The organism is Loktanella sp. DJP18 (genome assembly GCF_049310965.1).
Classification (GTDB): Bacteria; Pseudomonadota; Alphaproteobacteria; order Rhodobacterales; family Rhodobacteraceae; genus Loktanella.
In genome coordinates, this window is the sequence record NZ_JBMERN010000073.1 from 1 (window position 1) to 18,696 (window position 18,696).

General features: G+C 61.7%; 14 protein-coding genes and 1 tRNA gene. All 15 read left to right on the plus strand.

Annotated elements, in window-relative coordinates:
* The first annotated feature begins 448 nt into the window (after window positions 1–448).
* The 15 genes from ACOI1H_RS17240 to fusA all read left to right on the plus strand — a co-directional run bounded on the left by ACOI1H_RS17240 (window position 449) and on the right by fusA (window position 18,637).
* Window positions 449–958, plus strand: coding sequence for a hypothetical protein (locus ACOI1H_RS17240; protein WP_422439077.1), 510 nt, complete (start codon window positions 449–451; stop codon window positions 956–958).
* Window positions 959–1,064: 106 nt separating this feature from the next.
* Window positions 1,065–1,140: transfer RNA gene (locus ACOI1H_RS17245), tRNA-Trp, on the plus strand.
* 38 nt (window positions 1,141–1,178) lie between these two features.
* Window positions 1,179–2,048 (plus strand): hypothetical protein, encoded by an 870-nt coding sequence (locus tag ACOI1H_RS17250; protein ID WP_422439078.1) that lies wholly within the window; start codon window positions 1,179–1,181, stop codon window positions 2,046–2,048.
* A gap of 71 nt (window positions 2,049–2,119) precedes the next feature.
* Entirely contained in the window at window positions 2,120–2,317 is a 198-nt protein-coding gene (secE, locus tag ACOI1H_RS17255; RefSeq protein ID WP_422439079.1) for a preprotein translocase subunit SecE, read from the plus strand.
* Window positions 2,318–2,528: 211 nt separating this feature from the next.
* On the plus strand, window positions 2,529–3,062 hold the full coding sequence (gene nusG / locus ACOI1H_RS17260; RefSeq protein ID WP_422439080.1) for a transcription termination/antitermination protein NusG: 534 nt from the start codon (window positions 2,529–2,531) through the stop codon (window positions 3,060–3,062).
* Window positions 3,063–3,165: 103 nt separating this feature from the next.
* On the plus strand, window positions 3,166–3,591 hold the full coding sequence (gene rplK / locus ACOI1H_RS17265) for a 50S ribosomal protein L11 (protein WP_422439081.1): 426 nt from the start codon (window positions 3,166–3,168) through the stop codon (window positions 3,589–3,591).
* Complete coding sequence (rplA, locus tag ACOI1H_RS17270; RefSeq protein ID WP_422439082.1) at window positions 3,591–4,289, plus strand: 50S ribosomal protein L1; 699 nt, start codon at window positions 3,591–3,593, stop codon at window positions 4,287–4,289. Before rplK ends, rplA begins: the two co-directional genes overlap by 1 nt.
* Window positions 4,290–4,535: 246 nt before the next feature.
* Entirely contained in the window at window positions 4,536–5,048 is a 513-nt protein-coding gene (gene rplJ, locus ACOI1H_RS17275) for a 50S ribosomal protein L10 (protein ID WP_422439083.1), read from the plus strand.
* A gap of 73 nt (window positions 5,049–5,121) precedes the next feature.
* Window positions 5,122–5,493, plus strand: coding sequence for a 50S ribosomal protein L7/L12 (gene rplL / locus ACOI1H_RS17280; protein ID WP_422439084.1), 372 nt, complete (start codon window positions 5,122–5,124; stop codon window positions 5,491–5,493).
* 291 nt (window positions 5,494–5,784) lie between these two features.
* Complete coding sequence (gene rpoB, locus ACOI1H_RS17285; protein ID WP_422439085.1) at window positions 5,785–9,924, plus strand: DNA-directed RNA polymerase subunit beta; 4,140 nt, start codon at window positions 5,785–5,787, stop codon at window positions 9,922–9,924.
* Between the two features lie 70 nt (window positions 9,925–9,994).
* Window positions 9,995–14,254 carry a DNA-directed RNA polymerase subunit beta' gene (rpoC, locus tag ACOI1H_RS17290; protein ID WP_422439086.1) on the plus strand — a complete coding sequence of 1,420 codons (4,260 nt, stop codon included), beginning with the start codon at window positions 9,995–9,997 and terminating at the stop codon, window positions 14,252–14,254.
* A gap of 143 nt (window positions 14,255–14,397) precedes the next feature.
* On the plus strand, window positions 14,398–15,300 hold the full coding sequence (locus tag ACOI1H_RS17295; RefSeq protein ID WP_422439087.1) for a DMT family transporter: 903 nt from the start codon (window positions 14,398–14,400) through the stop codon (window positions 15,298–15,300).
* 286 nt (window positions 15,301–15,586) lie between these two features.
* A complete protein-coding gene (gene rpsL, locus ACOI1H_RS17300; RefSeq protein WP_072857149.1) occupies window positions 15,587–15,958 on the plus strand; it encodes a 30S ribosomal protein S12 in 372 nt (123 codons plus the stop codon).
* Window positions 15,959–16,024: 66 nt separating this feature from the next.
* Window positions 16,025–16,495, plus strand: a complete 471-nt coding sequence (gene rpsG / locus ACOI1H_RS17305) for a 30S ribosomal protein S7 (protein ID WP_422439088.1) — start codon at window positions 16,025–16,027, stop codon at window positions 16,493–16,495.
* Window positions 16,496–16,513: 18 nt separating this feature from the next.
* Entirely contained in the window at window positions 16,514–18,637 is a 2,124-nt protein-coding gene (gene fusA / locus ACOI1H_RS17310) for an elongation factor G (protein WP_422439089.1), read from the plus strand.
* Window positions 18,638–18,696: the final 59 nt, after the last annotated feature.

An 18,696-nucleotide genomic window follows, 5' to 3' on the forward strand; every position in this document is an offset into this window, starting at 1 on the left:
TCTCAGTCTGGCCGGTAACGGTCCGACAAGCGAAAGGCCGCTCCCTTGTGGGCGGCCTTTTTGCGTTTTAGTTGCCTCGCGGGGGCGACGCATTTTGTCTGTGCCTTTCAGATGTCGGGTTTGGGACAACTTATGGACGGGTATATGTGACAGCAGATTGACATGGCTGCCGGGTGCGCCTGCGTTTCAGATGGCTAGCCGTCGCTCATCCAAGTGAGATAACCCCATGCTGCACCGGCTACGGATGCGACGTCAGTCACTGTTCAGTATGCCTACCGTTCTCCACACTCTTTTCGCAATCTTGATCCTCTCAGCAGTACCGCCTGCAATGGCGCTTCCCCATGAAGACGGCATTGTCACCGTCGGGGATCGTCAGTTTTTCGTTGGCGCGTTGACAAGCTCGTTCGGGGATGATGCGCGGTCATTCGACTTCAGACATGCGCCGTGGTTGAAAACGATTTTGGATAATGACCCGCTTCTGGCGGATCAGGACGTGCGGTTTCTGCGCAGCGGCGTCCCGGCACCGGATTTGATCGGCACGGTTCCGACCCAACTGGGGCAGGGCGAGCGGATGGAAGACGATCCGCATTACATGGCGGAGGGTCACGACGTTATCACCTCCGGTGACCGTCATGAATATATCTACCCCAAGGCCTCCCCCGTCACCTATTCGGTCTTCTGCACGCGCGGCGGGTTCAATCCGGGAGAGCTGAATTTATGCAGCATCGACGTAGCCTATCCTTACGGCACAAATGTCGTGCTGACGGCGCGGAAATATTTCCCCGGCAAGCTGCCGGAGATCAGCGCGACATTCGAACTGATCGCTGCAAGAATGATCGAGATTGCTGTCTGTCTGGACGTGACCGACACGCCGGACGCCGATCGGCCGTCAAGCGAAGCGACGCTTCTGGCGCGACACCCTGATCTGTCGGATTGCCGTATTCTGCTGACATCCTGATGCGCGGGCAGGGGGCAAAAGTTGCCTTGCACACCTGATCATACGCACGGCGTGATCGAACCCTCTTGATCCCCTCTTCCGTTCAGGCTACTCGGACGATGGCCTTAGGGGTATAGCTCAGTTGGTAGAGCGACGGTCTCCAAAACCGTAGGTCGTGGGTTCGAGTCCCCCTGCCCCTGCCAGTCCGCCGCCGATAGCAATGCGGGATGCGCACGATCCGATGACAGCCGCACCGCACATCGTCCTGCATCTGGGCGCGCACAAGACGGCGACGACGCATCTGCAACACTCTCTGATCGCGCAGCGCATTCCCCTGTGGGAGGCCGGAATCCGCACGCTGATGCCGCCGCACCTGCGCGGCAAGGGCCGGAGCCTGGAGGCGCGGTTCGACCTGCCGATCAATCGCAAGGTCTCCGGCACAGGTCCCGCGCCCGAGGAGGTTCGCGCCAGGCTGATTGGCACTGCCAGTCGGCTGGTGGTGTCGGAGGAAAATTTCCTTGGCGTGCTGCAGACCCGCAAGGGGCGTGTCCGGCTGCCGCTGTATCCCCGCGCGCGGCAACGGCTTGGGATGCTGATCCCGGTGCTGGCGCCGGGGCAGGGGGTCGATCTGTGCTTTGCGCTGCGTGACCCGGCGGGGTTCCTCAACTCTGCCTACGGGCAGGTGCTGATGGGCGGGCAGAGGATCTCTCCCGATGACTTCAAGGCCGCGAATCCGCTGGGTGCCGTGGATTGGGGCGACATCGTCATGCGCCTGCGCGCGACGCCTGGCATCAACCGGCTGACGGTCTGGCGGCACGAGGATTACGCCGCGCTGTTCGGCGATATCTGCACGGTCCTGCTAGGGGATTGCGCCGTGCCGGTCCGTCCGGTGCCAGAGGTCGTCCACGGCGGATTGTCGCGCGACGCCGTTCACGCCACGCTGACCGGAACCCATGATGCGCCGACGGCACGCGCGGCGTTTCCCGTCGGACCGGACAATCCGCCCTTCAATGCGTTCACCGACGAAGAGCTTGACCTGTCGCGGGAATTCTACGCTGTGCAGATGAAAGAGATCGCGGCGGTGCCCGGCATTGATCTGCTGCGACCTTGACCGGTTGCGGGCAGGGTTGAAATCCCGCGGCAAAGGCCGTATCTGCGCACGATCATCCGAAGGACGCACCCATGGCCACGAATCCTGTCAAGTTCATCAACGAGACCCGCGCGGAAATCGCGAAGGTCGTGTGGCCGACCCGGCGCGAGGTGGTCCTGACCACGGTCATGGTGTTCATCATGGCCGCTGTCATGGCGACGTTCTTCAGCCTCGTCGATCTGGGGATTCGTCAGGGGCTGCAGTTCGTGCTGACCTACTTCGGAAGCTGACGCCGGAACGACGGCGACAATCTGGCCTGACCCCCTTGAATTCGGGTGGCTTGGGCGGTAATAGCCCACAACTTACCCGGATGGCGTGCGGCGAATCGTGTTGCACGCCAAAATTTATTGTCCGGACAGCCACTGCCAAGTGGCTGAAAGAATTGGAATTAATGCTGCATTTCCTTCGGGTGATGACCGCAGATGCGAGGTGACGAGGAACATGGCGAAACGTTGGTATTCGGTTAGCGTTCTGTCGAACTTCGAGAAAAAGATCGCAGAGACCATTCGTCAGAAGGTGTCCGAGCAGGGTCTGGAAGACCAGATCGACGAAGTTCTGGTGCCGACCGAAGAAGTGATCGAGATCCGCCGCAACAAGAAGGTCACGACCGAGCGTCGCTTCATGCCCGGATACGTGCTGGTTCACATGGAGCTGTCGGACGAAGGCTATCACCTGATCAACTCGATCAATCGCGTCACCGGGTTCCTTGGTCCGCAAGGCCGTCCGAGCCCGATGCGCGATGCCGAAGTGCAGGCGATCTTGGGGCGCGTGCAGGAAGGCGAAGACAGCCCGCGCACGCTGATCCACTTCGAGATCGGCGAGAAGGTCAAGGTCAACGACGGTCCGTTCGAGGATTTCGACGGCATGGTCGAGGAAGTGGACGAGGACAACCAGCGCCTGAAGGTGACGGTGTCGATCTTTGGCCGGGCGACCCCGGTCGAACTGGAATTCACGCAGGTCTCTAAACAAGGCTGACGTGTTTCGGACGTGGGAGCGGGAACGCGAACCACGGCAGGTTGGCCCCATGCGGGCCGTTGTAGGGCGGGTTTGACCCGCCGCTGATTGAAGGAGAGGCCAAATGGCCAAGAAAGTAATGGGTACGCTGAAGTTGCAGGTTCCGGCCGGCAACGCCAAGCCCTCCCCGCCCGTCGGCCCGGCACTGGGTCAACGCGGCATCAACATCATGGAATTCTGCAAGGCGTTCAACGCCAAGACCGCAGACATGGAAAAAGACGCGCCTTGCCCGACCGTGATCACGTATTACGCGGACAAGTCGTTCTCGATCGAGATCAAGACGCCGCCGGCGTCCTTCTACATCAAGAAGGCGGCCAAGCTGTCCTCCGGGTCCAAGGCCCCCGGCCGCACGAACGCCGGGTCGATCAGCGCCAAGCAGGTGCGCGAGATCGCCGAAGCGAAGATGAAGGATTTGAATGCGACGTCCATCGAGGGCGCCATGCTGATCATCGCGGGCTCTGCCCGGTCCATGGGCATCGAGGTGAAGTGATGGCAAAAGTCGGTAAACGCACAACGGCTGCCCGCGCAGCCTTCGACGGCAAGCTTAACGTCAAGGTCGACGAGGCCGTGTCGCTGGTCAAGAACGCCGCGACTGCCAAGTTCGACGAGACGATCGAGATCGCAATGGTGCTGGGCGTCGATCCGCGCCACGCCGACCAGATGGTCCGTGGAACGGTTACGCTGCCTCACGGCACCGGCAAGACCGTGCGCGTCGCTGTCTTCGCCCGTGGCGACAAGGCGGACGAGGCCAAGGCCGCAGGCGCCGACATCGTCGGTGCCGAGGACCTGATGGAAACCATCCAGGGCGGCACGATCGATTTCGACTGGTGCATCGCGACACCGGACATGATGGGTATCGTCGGTCGTCTGGGCAAGATCCTTGGTCCGCGCAACCTGATGCCGAACCCCCGCGTCGGCACCGTGACACCTGACGTGAAGCAGGCCGTCAAGGATGCCAAGGGCGGCCAGGTCCAGTTCCGCGCCGAAAAGGCCGGTGTGGTCCATGCCGGCATCGGCAAGGCGTCGTTCAGCGCCGAGCAGATCGCCGACAACCTGAAGGCCTTCGTGGACGCCGTCCAGAAGGCCCGCCCGTCGGGTGCCAAGGGCACCTACATGAAGAAGGTCAGCCTGACCTCGACAATGGGCCCGGGCGTGTCGGTCGACATCGCGTCTGCCACTGGCAACTAAGAATTTGACGGGCCCCTCGGGGTCCGTCAACTCGCAGCGGCAGACCATCGCCGCTGTGCTGTCCGAGACGGAGGGTGCAGGCAACCGCCTGTCATAATTCCTTCCCGAGATGGGAAACGAGAACAAGATTTCCGGGGGAAACCTCGGGCGAGATTGGCCTCGGGACCCTGAAACGGACCCGAACGCCCCCTGAAGTCCGGGGGCAGAATTGAGCCGGGGGGAAACCCCCAAACTTGGAGTAAAACTGTGGATAGAGCACAAAAAGAGAAGCTGGTCGAAGAACTCGGCCAGATCTTTGAAAGCTCTGGCGTCGTGGTGGTTGCCCGCTACGAAGGCATGACAGTTGCCGAAATGCAGGATCTGCGCGCAATGATGCGTGTTGCAGGCGGATCCGTGCGCGTTGCCAAGAACAAGCTCGCCAAGATCGCCCTTGACGGTAAACCCAGCGCTTCAATTGCTGAGTACCTGACGGGCATGACGGTCCTTGCCTATTCGGAAGACCCTGTCGCTGCGGCGAAAGTGGTCGACGACTACGCCAAGAAGAACGAAAAGCTCGTTGTTCTTGGCGGTGCCATGGGTGAGACCGCCTTGGATCCAGCCGGTGTGAAAGCCGTTGCCGGGATGCCGAGCCGCGAGGAGCTTATCGCTTCCATCGTGGGTTGCATCGCAGCACCAGCCGCAAACATCGCCGGGGCCATTGGCGCGCCTGCTTCGAACATCGCGAGCATTCTTTCGACCATCGAAGAGAAAGCTGCATAAAGCAACCTGAACTGCCTTGGGGGTTGTATCCCCTGACGTTGGAACACACTTAAGCAAACGGAAAGCATATCAAATGGCTGATCTGAAAAAACTGGCTGAAGAGATCGTCGGTCTGACCCTTCTTCAAGCGCAAGAACTGAAAACCATCCTCAAGGACGAGTATGGCATTGAGCCCGCCGCCGGCGGTGCCGTGATGATGGCTGGCCCGGCTGCTTCAGCCGAAGTCGCCGAAGAGAAGACCGAATTCGACGTCGTCCTGAAGGATGCCGGCGCACAGAAGATCAACGTGATCAAGGAAGTGCGCGCGATTACCGGTCTGGGCCTGAAAGAAGCCAAGGACCTGGTCGAAGCCGGTGGCAAGGTCAAGGAAGGCGCGTCGAAAGCCGACGCCGAAGAGATCAAGGCCAAGCTGGAAGCAGCCGGTGCCAAGGTCGAGCTGGCCTGAGCCAAGCGCGGGCCAGATGTTCCCTGAAAATCTGGAGTTCAGACTTTTTGCGAAAAGTCGGTAACGCCCGCACCTGAAGAAAAGGCTGGATCTGCGCGTGTCGCAGGTCCAGCCGCACCTGTCTTGAAGGGTGGCTGATGCGTCAGCCCTCCTTTTGGGTAGGTGGCTCCGTCGGGAGGCCCTTGGTGGGACAAGGGTCACGTATGGACGGCACGCCCCCAGTCATAAGCGTCACACCCCGCGGCCCGGGCGAGGTGAGATGCGACAGACAGATATAAGGTGATATCACACATGGCTTCTTCCTTCCTTGGCCAGAAACGCCTGCGTAAATACTACGGTAAAATCCGTGAAGTCCTGGAAATGCCGAACCTGATCGAGGTTCAGAAATCCTCCTACGACCTTTTCCTCCGCTCGGGCGATAGCCCTGTGCCGCTCGATGGCGAAGGCATCATGGGCGTGTTCCAGTCGGTCTTTCCGATCAAGGACTTCAACGAGACCGCTGTTCTGGAGTTCGTGAAATACGAGCTGGAAAAGCCGAAATACGACGTCGAAGAGTGCCAGCAACGCGACATGACCTATTCCGCGCCGCTGAAGGTCACGCTGCGCTTGATCGTGTTCGATGTGGACGAGGATACCGGTGCAAAGTCCGTCAAGGACATCAAGGAACAGGACGTCTTCATGGGCGACATGCCCCTGATGACGCAGAACGGAACGTTCATCGTGAACGGCACCGAACGTGTGATCGTGTCCCAGATGCACCGCTCCCCGGGTGTCTTCTTCGACCACGACAAGGGCAAGACGCACAGCTCGGGCAAGCTGCTGTTCGCCTGCCGCATCATTCCGTACCGCGGTTCGTGGCTCGATTTCGAATTCGACGCCAAGGACCTTGTGTTCTGCCGCATCGACCGTCGCCGGAAGCTGCCGGTCACGACGCTGCTCTATTCGCTGGGTCTCGACCAGGAATCCATCATGGATGCCTATTACAACACGGTCGAATTCAAGCTGGACGCCAAGGCGAACGCCTGGACGACCAAATTCTTTCCCGAGCGTGTGCGCGGCACCCGTCCGACCTATGACCTGATCGACGCCGCAACGGGCGAAGTCATCGCCAAGGCCGGCGAGAAGGTGACGCCGCGGTCCGTGAAGAAGATGGTCGACGAAGGCACCGTCAAGGAGCTCCTGGTCCCCTACGATCACATCGTCGGCAAATTCGTCGCACGTGACATCATAGACGAGGATACCGGCGCGATCTTCGTCGAGGCCGGCGACGAGCTTACGGTCGAGACGGACAAGTCCGGCAGCGTGACCGGCGGGACCCTGAAGGACCTGATCGACGCGGGCGTCACCACGATTCCCGTGCTGGACATCGACAACATCAACGTCGGAGCCTACATCCGCAACACGATGGCGGCCGACAAGAACATGAACCGCGAAACCGCGCTCATGGACATCTACCGCGTCATGCGGCCGGGCGAGCCGCCCACCGTCGACGCCGCCTCGGCCCTGTTCGACACACTGTTTTTCGACAGCGAGCGTTATGACCTTTCCGCCGTCGGCCGGGTCAAGATGAACATGCGTTTGGACCTGAACGCCGAAGACACCCAGCGCACGCTGCGTCGTGAAGACATCATCGCCTGCATCAAGGCGCTGGTCGAACTGCGTGACGGCAAGGGTGACATCGACGACATCGACCACCTTGGAAACCGCCGCGTGCGGTCCGTCGGCGAGCTGATGGAAAATCAGTATCGCGTCGGCCTGCTGCGCATGGAACGTGCGATCAAGGAGCGCATGTCCAGCGTCGAAATCGACACGGTGATGCCGCAGGACCTGATCAACGCGAAACCGGCTGCCGCCGCCGTGCGCGAATTCTTCGGCTCCAGCCAGCTGTCGCAGTTCATGGACCAGACCAACCCGCTGTCGGAAGTGACGCACAAGCGTCGCCTGTCCGCGCTTGGGCCGGGCGGTCTGACCCGTGAACGGGCCGGTTTCGAAGTCCGCGACGTGCACCCGACCCACTATGGCCGGATGTGTCCGATCGAGACGCCGGAAGGTCCGAACATCGGTCTGATCAACTCTCTGGCGACCTTCGCCCGAGTGAACAAATACGGCTTCATCGAAACCCCCTACCGCAAGGTCGTGGACGGCAAGGTGACGGACGATGTGCAATACATGTCCGCAACCGAGGAGATGCGTCACACCGTGGCGCAGGCCAACGCGAACCTGAACGAGGACGGATCGTTCGGCAACGAACTGGTGTCGACCCGCAAGAATGGCGACTACACCCTGTCCCCGCGTGAAAACGTGGACCTGATCGACGTGTCGCCGAAGCAGCTGGTGTCGGTCGCGGCATCGCTGATCCCGTTCCTCGAGAACGACGACGCGAACCGCGCGCTGATGGGATCGAACATGCAGCGTCAGGCCGTGCCGCTGTTGCAGGCCGAAGCACCGCTGGTCGGCACCGGGATCGAGGAAGTCGTGGCACGCGACTCTGGCGCCGCCATCATGGCCCGCCGGGCCGGCATCATCGACCAGGTCGATGCGGCCCGTATCGTTGTGCGCGCCACGTCCGATCTGGAGCTTGGCGACGCGGGTGTGGACATCTACCGCATGCGCAAGTTCCAGCGCAGCAACCAGAACACCTGCATCAACCAGCGTCCGCTGGTGAAGGTGGGCGATCTGGTCGAAAAGGGCGAAGTCATCGCCGATGGTCCGTCGACGGACATGGGGGAGCTGGCGCTTGGCAAGAACGTCATCGTCGCCTTCATGCCGTGGAACGGCTACAACTACGAGGACTCCATCCTGATCTCGGAACGGATCACCCGCGACGACGTCTTCACCTCGATCCACATCGAGGAATTCGAAGTCGCCGCCCGCGATACGAAACTCGGGCCGGAAGAGATTACCCGCGATATCCCGAACGTCGGAGAGGAAGCCCTGCGCAACCTCGACGAGGCCGGCATCGTCTATATCGGTGCGGAAGTCGGGCCTGCGGACATTCTGGTGGGCAAGATCACGCCCAAGGGCGAAAGCCCGATGACCCCGGAAGAAAAGCTGCTGCGCGCGATCTTCGGTGAAAAGGCCAGCGACGTGCGCGACACGTCCCTGCGTCTGCCGCCGGGCGATTTCGGCACGGTCGTCGAAGTGCGCGTGTTCAATCGCCACGGTGTGGAGAAGGACGAGCGCGCGCTTCAGATCGAGCGCGAGGAAGTCGAGCGTCTGGCGCGTGACCGGGACGACGAGATGGCGATCCTCAACCGCAACATCTATGCGCGCCTGAAGTCGATGATCCTGGGCAAGACCGCCGTGAAGGGCCCGAAAGGGTTCAAGGCGAATTCCGAGATCACCGAAGCCACGTTGGCGGACCTGAGCAACGGCCAGTGGTGGCAGTTGGCGCTGAAGGACGAAGCCGACGCGCAGATCGTCGAGGCCCTGAACGAGCAGTACGAGATCCAGAAGAAGACGATGGATGCGCGCTTCGAGGACAAGGTCGAGAAGGTCCGTCGTGGCGACGATCTGCCGCCGGGTGTGATGAAGATGGTCAAGGTTTTCGTCGCGGTGAAGCGCAAGCTGCAGCCGGGCGACAAGATGGCCGGTCGTCACGGCAACAAGGGCGTGATCTCGAAAGTGGTGCCGATGGAGGACATGCCGTTCCTCGCCGATGGGACCCCGGTCGATTTCTGTCTGAACCCGCTGGGTGTGCCGTCGCGCATGAACGTCGGTCAGATCCTTGAAACACACATGGGCTGGGCTGCGCGCGGTCTGGGGATCAAGATCGACGAGGCGCTGGGTGAGTACCGCCGTCATGGCGACCTGACCCCAGTGCGCGAGGCGCTGCGGATCGCTTATGGCGACGATGTCTACGACGAAGGCTTCGCCGACATGGAAGAAGGGCTGATGATCGAGGCCGCGGGCAACGTGATCCATGGCGTCCCGATCGCGACGCCGGTCTTCGACGGTGCAAAAGAGGCTGACGTGAACGACTCGCTGAAGCGAGCCGGGTTCGACACCTCGGGTCAGTCGATCCTGTTCGACGGACGCACCGGAGAGCAGTTCAGCCGCAAGGTGACGGTGGGCATGAAGTACCTGCTGAAACTGCACCACCTGGTCGACGACAAGATCCACGCCCGGTCAACGGGGCCATACTCGCTCGTCACGCAGCAGCCGCTGGGTGGCAAGGCGCAGTTCGGTGGTCAGCGCTTTGGTGAGATGGAGGTCTGGGCACTGGAAGCCTACGGTGCCGCCTACACCTTGCAGGAGATGCTGACGGTGAAGTCGGATGACGTGGCGGGCCGGACCAAGGTCTACGAGAGCATCGTCAAGGGCGAGGACAACTTCGAGGCCGGCGTGCCGGAATCGTTCAACGTTCTGGTCAAAGAAGTCCGTGGCCTCGGCCTCAACATGGAACTCCTGGATGCGGAGGACGGGGAATAGGGCCTGACCCTTGGGGCGGCGTGATGCCGCCCCGTCCCACCTTACCGCACCCCAATTCAAGGAATTGAAGATGAACCAGGAACTGACAAACAACCCGTTCAATCCGGTCGCCCCGGTGAAGACGTTCGACGAAATCAAGGTCTCTCTGGCATCGCCGGAACGGATCCTGTCGTGGTCCTTCGGCGAGATCAAGAAGCCCGAGACCATCAACTACCGCACGTTCAAGCCCGAGCGGGACGGCCTGTTCTGCGCGCGCATTTTCGGTCCGATCAAGGATTACGAATGCCTGTGCGGCAAGTACAAGCGGATGAAGTATCGCGGCGTCGTCTGCGAGAAGTGCGGCGTTGAAGTCACGTTGCAGAAGGTCCGCCGCGAGCGGATGGGCCACATCGAGCTGGCCGCTCCCGTCGCGCACATCTGGTTCCTGAAATCGCTCCCGAGCCGCATCGGTCTCATGCTGGACATGACGCTGCGCGATCTGGAACGCATCCTGTATTTCGAGAACTACGTCGTGATCGAACCGGGTCTGACCGACCTGACCTATGGCCAGCTGATGACCGAGGAGGAGTTCAACGACGCGCAGGATGCCTACGGTGCCGACGCGTTCCAGGCGAACATCGGTGCGGAAGCGATCCGCGAGATGCTGGCCCAGATCGACCTCGACGCCGAGGCCGAGCAGCTGCGTGCCGACCTCAAGGAAGCGACCGGCGAGCTGAAGCCCAAAAAGATCATCAAGCGTCTGAAGATCGTCGAGAACTTCATCGAATCCGGCAACCGTCCCGAGTGGATGGTCCTGACCGTCATTCCGGTCATCCCGCCAGAATTGCGCCCGCTGGTGCCGCTGGACGGTGGCCGCTTTGCGACCTCCGACCTGAACGACCTCTATCGCCGCGTCATCAACCGCAACAACCGTCTGAAGCGGCTGATCGAACTGCGCGCGCCCGACATCATCGTGCGCAACGAAAAGCGGATGTTGCAGGAATCCGTCGACGCGCTGTTCGACAACGGCCGTCGCGGCCGCGTCATCACCGGTGCCAACAAGCGTCCGTTGAAGTCGCTCTCCGACATGCTGAAAGGCAAGCAGGGCCGCTTCCGCCAGAACCTTCTGGGCAAGCGGGTCGACTTCTCGGGCCGGTCCGTCATCGTGACGGGGCCGGAGCTGAAGCTGCACCAGTGCGGTCTGCCCAAGAAGATGGCGCTCGAACTGTTCAAGCCATTCATCTACTCGCGGCTTGAGGCAAAGGGTCTGTCCTCGACCGTCAAGCAGGCCAAGAAGCTGGTCGAGAAAGAGCGTCCCGAGGTCTGGGACATCCTTGACGAGGTGATCCGCGAACACCCTGTCATGCTGAACCGTGCGCCCACGCTGCACCGTCTGGGCATCCAGGCGTTCGAGCCGGTGCTGATCGAAGGCAAGGCGATCCAGCTTCACCCGCTGGTTTGCTCGGCCTTCAACGCCGACTTCGACGGCGACCAGATGGCTGTTCACGTCCCTCTCTCGCTGGAAGCCCAGCTTGAGGCGCGCGTGCTGATGATGTCCACGAACAACGTGCTGTCGCCCGCCAACGGTGCGCCGATCATCGTGCCGTCGCAGGACATGATCCTCGGCCTGTACTATACCACGATCCAGCGCGACGGGATGAAGGGCGAAGGCATGTCCTTCTCCAACATCGAAGAAGTCGAGCATGGCCTGACCTCTGGCGAGGTGCATCTGCACGCCAAGATTCAGGCGCGGATGAAGCAGATCGACGACGAGGGCAACGAGATCGTCGTGCGGTTCGAGACGACGCCGGGCCGTCTGCGGCTGGGCGCGCTTCTGCCGCTGAACGCCAAGGCACCGTTCAGCCTGGTCAACCGTCTGCTGCGCAAGAAGGAAGTGCAGCAGGTCATCGACACGGTCTATCGCTACTGCGGACAGAAAGAGTCCGTGATCTTCTGCGACCAGATCATGACGATGGGCTTCCGCGAAGCCTTCAAGGCCGGCATTTCCTTTGGCAAGGACGACATGGTCGTGCCGGACACGAAATGGCCGCTCGTCGAGGAAACCCGCGATCTGGTCAAGGATTTCGAGCAGCAGTACATGGACGGTCTGATCACCCAGGGTGAGAAGTACAACAAGGTCGTGGATGCCTGGTCGAAGTGCAACGACAAGGTCACGGACGCCATGATGTCCACCATCTCCAAGGCGGGTGTGGACGCGAACGGCGCCGAGAACGAGCCGAACTCCGTCTACATGATGGCGCACTCAGGTGCGCGTGGCTCGGTCACGCAGATGAAGCAGCTGGGCGGGATGCGCGGCCTGATGGCCAAGCCCTCCGGCGAGATCATCGAGACGCCGATCATCTCGAACTTCAAGGAAGGTCTGACCGTTCTTGAATACTTCAACTCGACCCACGGTGCCCGCAAGGGCCTGTCGGACACTGCGCTCAAGACGGCCAACTCCGGCTATCTGACGCGGCGTCTGGTGGACGTGGCACAGGACTGCATCATCCGCGAAGTCGATTGCGGCACCGATCGTGCGATCACGGCAGAAGCCGCCGTGAACGACGGCGAGGTCGTATCGTCGCTGGCGGAACGCGTTCTGGGCCGCGTGTCGGCCGACGACGTGGTCAAGCCCGGCACCGACGAGGTGATCGTGGAAGCCGGCGAGCTGATCGACGAGCGCAAGGCCGACATGATCGACGTGGCGGGCATCGCCAAGATGCGCATCCGCAGCCCGCTGACGTGCGAGGCCGAAGACGGCGTCTGCGCCACATGCTACGGTCGTGACCTGGCGCGCGGCACGCGCGTCAACATTGGTGAAGCTGTCGGCATCATCGCCGCGCAGTCCATCGGTGAACCCGGCACCCAGCTGACGATGCGGACCTTCCACATCGGCGGCGTGGCACAGGGTGGCCAGCAGTCCTTCCTCGAGGCGAGCCAGCCCGGCAAGGTCGAATTCCGGATGGCATCGCTGCTGGAAAACACTGCGGGCGAACAGGTCGTGATGGGCCGGAACATGGTCCTTGCGATCGTGGACGAGACTGGCGTCGAACGGGCGACCCACAAGATCGGCTATGGATCGAAGGTCTTCGTCAAGGAAGGTCAAGAGATCCACCGCGGCGACAAGATGTTCGAATGGGACCCGTTCACCCTGCCGATCATCGCCGAAAAGGGCGGTAAGGTCCGTTACGTCGATCTGGTCAACGGGATCGCGGTCCGCGAGGACACCGACGATGCGACGGGCATGACCCAGCGCATCGTGTCCGACTGGCGCGCGGCCCCCAAGGGCAACGAGCTGGCACCGAAGATCATCATCGCAGGCCCCGACGGGGAACCGGCGTTGAAGGACGACGGCAACCCGGTCAGCTATGCCATGTCGGTGGACGCGGTTCTGTCCGTCGAGGACGGCGAGGATATCCAGGCCGGCGACGTCGTGGCACGCATCCCGCGTGAAGGTGCCAAGACCAAGGACATCACCGGTGGTCTGCCGCGTGTGGCCGAGCTCTTCGAGGCACGCAGGCCGAAGGATCACGCCATCATCGCGGAAATCGACGGCTATGTCCGGTTCGGCAAGGACTACAAGAACAAGCGCCGGATCGCGATTGAGTCGGGTGACGACAGTGAAACCCGCGTCGAATACATGGTGCCGAAAGGCAAGCACATCCCGGTGGCCGAAGGTGACTTCGTCCAGAAGGGTGACTACATCATGGACGGCAATCCGGCCCCGCACGACATTCTTGCAGTCATGGGTGTCGAGGCGCTGGCGGACTACATGATCGACGAAGTGCAGGACGTCTATCGCCTGCAGGGTGTGAAGATCAACGACAAGCACATCGAAGTCATCGTGCGTCAGATGCTGCAGAAGTGGGAGATTCAGGACAGCGGCGATACCGTCCTTCTGAAGGGTGAAACCGTAGACAAGGCCGAATTCGACGAGGCCAACGCCAAGGTCATCGCACGCGGCGACCGTCCGGCAACGGGCGAGCCGATCCTGCTGGGCATCACCAAGGCGTCGCTGCAAACGCGCAGCTTCATCTCGGCGGCGTCGTTCCAGGAAACCACGCGCGTGCTGACCGAAGCCTCGGTGCAAGGCAAGCGTGACAAGCTGGTCGGCCTGAAGGAGAACGTGATCGTCGGTCGCCTGATCCCGGCCGGCACCGGTGGTGCCACCACCCGCATCCGGTCGATCGCTTCGGCCCGCGACAGCGTCGTGATCGAGGCACGTCGCGAGGAGGCCGAAGAGGCCGCCCGTCTGGCCGCACCGGAACCTGCCCCCGCGCAGGACGACGTGGTTGGCGGCGACGTCTTCGACACGATGATCGTCGACACGCCGGAAAGCCGCGACGAATAAGTCCGGCGTCCTGACCTGAACCACGAGAGGCCCCCGCGTCAAAGCGGGGGCCTTTTTCATGATCGGGACGGCATTGTCTCGGGTGCGTGAAATTGGACGTGCGACCACTGGTGCGGGGCAGGGTGCGCTGATACTGCCGGGGCATGGCACCGATTTCAGACAACATGCGTGGCGCGGCCTTGATGACCGGAGCGATGGTCACATTCACCATCAACGACAGCTTCACAAAGTCCTTGGGCGATGTTCTTCCGCTGTGGCAACTGCTGTTTCTGCGCGGCGTCGGCGTGACGATCTGCCTTGTCATCATGGCCCGCATCATGGGGCAACTGCGGTTCGACCTGTCTCGGTCGGACTGGGGCATCATGTGGCTGCGCGCGGCCGGAGAGATCGGCGGAGCCTACTTCTTCCTCACCGCGCTGTTCCACATGCCGATCGCCAACGTCAGCGCGATCATGCAGGTGCTGCCGCTGTCCGTCAGCCTTGCAGGCTCGTTGTTCATGGCCGAGGCGCTGGGTTGGCGCAGGCTGATGGCGATCCTGATCGGGTTTGGCGGCGTCATGCTGATCGTCAGGCCCGGCGGCGCGGATTTCAACGTCTACTCCCTGTACGCACTGGCCGCCGTCGCCTGCGTGACGCTGCGCGACCTGATCGTGCGGCGGTTGTCGCGATCGGTGCCGTCGCTGATGGTGTCTCTCGTTGCGGCGTTCGGCGTGACTGCCTTTGCCGGCATCGCGTCATTGGCCGAAGACTGGCAGCCGATGACCGCCACCGAGGCGGCCTATCTGGGCGGGGCCACGGTCTTTGTGATCTTCGGCTACATCTTTTCGGTTGCGGCGATGCGGGTGGGCGAGATCGGGTTCGTCGCACCGTTTCGCTATGCCAGCCTGCTGACGGCGATCCTGCTGGGGGTCGTCTTCTTTGGCGAGTTTCCGTCCGCGCTGACATTGACGGGTGCGGGAATCGTCGTCGCTACCGGCATTTTCACCCTGCTGCGGGAACGCAAGCTGCGCCTGCGCCGTCCTGTCGTGCCGGACCGCATCCGCTAGGTTTTACGGGCGCTTGGTGGGGTCTGTCGACCTGTTGACACCCCATGTGCAACGGCCTATACGGCCCCACATCCGGGTCAGGGCGTCCTGTCGTTCAAACCCGATATCAGAGTTGAAGTGGTCAAGAACCGGGCAAATATGGCCTTGTTCCTCTGTAACCCACCGCACCGAACCTCCGGTAAGGGTTCGACTGCGGATTTTTTGTGCTTTTCCGTATGGATCTGCACGTGTCATCAATCCGCGGCCCCGGTGGTCGCCACACATGAAAGATGGGGACAACAGCCCAATGCCAACGATCCAGCAGCTGATCCGCAAGCCGCGTCAGCCCAAAGTCACCCGGTCCAAGTCGATGCACCTTGAAGGTTGCCCGCAAAAGCGCGGCGTCTGCACACGCGTATACACGACCACGCCGAAGAAGCCGAACTCCGCCATGCGGAAGGTTGCGAAGGTCCGCCTGACCAACGGCTTCGAAGTCATCTCCTACATCCCCGGTGAGAGCCACAACCTTCAGGAGCACTCCGTCGTCCTGATCCGTGGCGGCCGTGTGAAAGACCTTCCGGGCGTCCGTTACCACATCCTGCGCGGTGTGCTGGATACCCAAGGCGTCAAGGACCGCAAGCAGCGTCGCTCCAAGTATGGCGCGAAGCGGCCGAAGTAAGAAACTCGGCCGACCCAGGCCCGTGTGCCCGGGATTTCGCCCGCAATTGGATAGAAGGAAACAAAGATGTCACGTCGCCACGCCGCTGAAAAACGCCAGGTCCTGCCGGACGCCAAGTACGGTGATACCGTTCTGACCAAATTCATGAACAACCTGATGGTCGACGGCAAGAAAGCCGTCGCCGAACGGATCGTCTACAACGCATTTGAACGCGTTGAAGGCAAGCTGAAGAAGTCGCCCGTGGAAGTATTCCACGAGTGCCTCGAGAACATCAAGCCCTCGGTCGAGGTGCGTTCGCGCCGCGTCGGTGGTGCGACCTATCAGGTCCCCGTCGAAGTCCGGCCCGAGCGTCGCGAGGCGCTGGCGATCCGCTGGCTGATCGCCGCCGCCAAGAAGCGCAACGAGAACACGATGGAAGAGCGCCTTGCAGGCGAGCTTCTGGACGCGGTGAACAACCGTGGCACCGCCGTGAAGAAGCGCGAAGACACCCACAAGATGGCCGACGCGAACAAAGCGTTCAGCCACTACCGCTGGTAATTCAGGAGCACCACGACAATGGCACGCGACTATCCACTGCAGCGCTACCGCAATTTCGGGATCATGGCGCACATCGACGCGGGTAAAACCACGACGACCGAACGCATCCTGTTCTATACCGGCAAGTCCCACAAGATCGGGGAAGTCCACGACGGCGCCGCCACGATGGACTGGATGGAGCAGGAGCAAGAGCGGGGGATCACCATCACCTCCGCTGCGACCACGACCTTCTGGCAGCGTCAGGAAGACCCGTCCGTCGACGGCATTTCCGACACGAAGTATCGCTTCAACATCATCGACACCCCCGGCCACGTCGACTTCACCATCGAAGTCGAGCGTTCGCTGGCCGTGCTTGACGGCGCGATCTGCCTGCTGGACGCCAATGCCGGTGTCGAGCCGCAGACGGAAACCGTCTGGCGTCAGGCCGACCGCTACAAGGTTCCGCGGATCGTCTTCGTCAACAAGATGGACAAGATCGGAGCCGACTACTTCAAGTGCGTCCGCATGATCAAGGAACGCACCGGTGCGACCGCCGTGCCGATCACGTTCCCGATCGGTGCCGAGGACAACCTCGAAGGCATCGTCGATCTGATCAAGATGGAAGAATGGGTCTGGGAAGGCGAAGACCTTGGCGCAAGCTGGGTTCGCAAGCCGATCCGCGACAGCTTGCAGGACCTCGCGCTGGAATGGCGCGCCAACCTGATCGAGGCCGCCGTCGACATGGACGACGCCGCGATGGAAGCCTACCTTGACGGTGTCGAGCCCGACGAGGACACCCTGCGCAAGCTGGTCCGCAAGGGCACGCTGTCGCTGTCCTTCGTCCCCGTCGCCGCCGGGTCCGCGTTCAAGAACAAGGGCGTGCAGCCGCTGCTGAACGCCGTCATCGACTTCCTCCCCAGCCCGCTGGACGTGGTCGACTACATGGGCTTCAAGCCCGGTGACGAGACCGAAACGCGCAGTATTCCCCGCCGCGCCGACGACTCGATGCCGTTCTCCGGCCTTGCGTTCAAGATCATGAACGACCCCTTCGTCGGCTCTCTGACGTTCACCCGGATCTATTCGGGCGTGCTGAAGAAGGGCGACCCGATGCTGAACTCGACCAAGGGTCACAAGGAACGCGTCGGCCGCATGATGATGATGCACGCCATCAACCGCGAGGAAATCGACGAAGCCTTCGCTGGCGACATCATCGCGCTGGGTGGTCTGAAGAACACCACGACCGGTGACACGCTGTGTTCGGAAAAGGAACCCGTCGTTCTCGAGACGATGACCTTCCCCGAGCCGGTGATCGAAATTGCCGTCGAACCCAAGACCAAGGCAGACCAGGAAAAGATGGGCATTGCTCTGGCCCGTCTGGCAGCCGAGGACCCGTCCTTCCGCGTCGAGACCGACTTCGAATCCGGTCAGACGATCATGCGCGGCATGGGCGAACTTCACCTCGACATCCTGGTTGACCGGATGCGTCGTGAATTCAAGGTCGAGGCGAACATCGGCGCGCCGCAGGTGGCTTACCGTGAAACCATCGGTCACGAAGTCGAACACACCTACACCCACAAGAAGCAGTCGGGTGGTTCGGGTCAGTTCGGCGAAGTGAAGCTGCTGATCATGCCGACAGCGCCGGGCGAAGGCTATTCGTTCGAATCCAAGGTCGTGGGTGGTTCGGTGCCGAAGGAATACATCCCGGGCGTCGAAAAGGGCATCAAGTCGGTCATGGACTCCGGTCCGCTGGCGGGCTTCCCGGTCATCGACTTCAAGGTGCAGCTGCTGGAAGGCAAGTACCACGACGTCGACTCCTCGGTCCTCGCGTTCGAGATCGCGGCACGGATGTGCATGCGCGAGGGTCTGCGCAAGGCCGGCGCGAAGCTGCTGGAACCGATCATGAAGGTCGAAGTCGTGACGCCGGAAGAATACACCGGTGGTGTGATCGGCGACCTGACCTCGCGTCGCGGGATGGTGCAGGGGCAGGACAGCCGCGGCAACGCGAACGTCATCAACGCCTTCGTGCCGCTGGCGAACATGTTCGGCTACATCAACACGCTGCGTTCGATGTCCTCGGGTCGTGCGAACTTCACCATGCAGTTCGACCACTACGAACCGGTGCCGCAGAACATCTCGGACGAGATCCAGAAGAAATACGCTTGAACCGGGCCGCGCGGGGCTGACCCCGCGCGCCACACCCTCATTCGCATACCAAGGAGGCC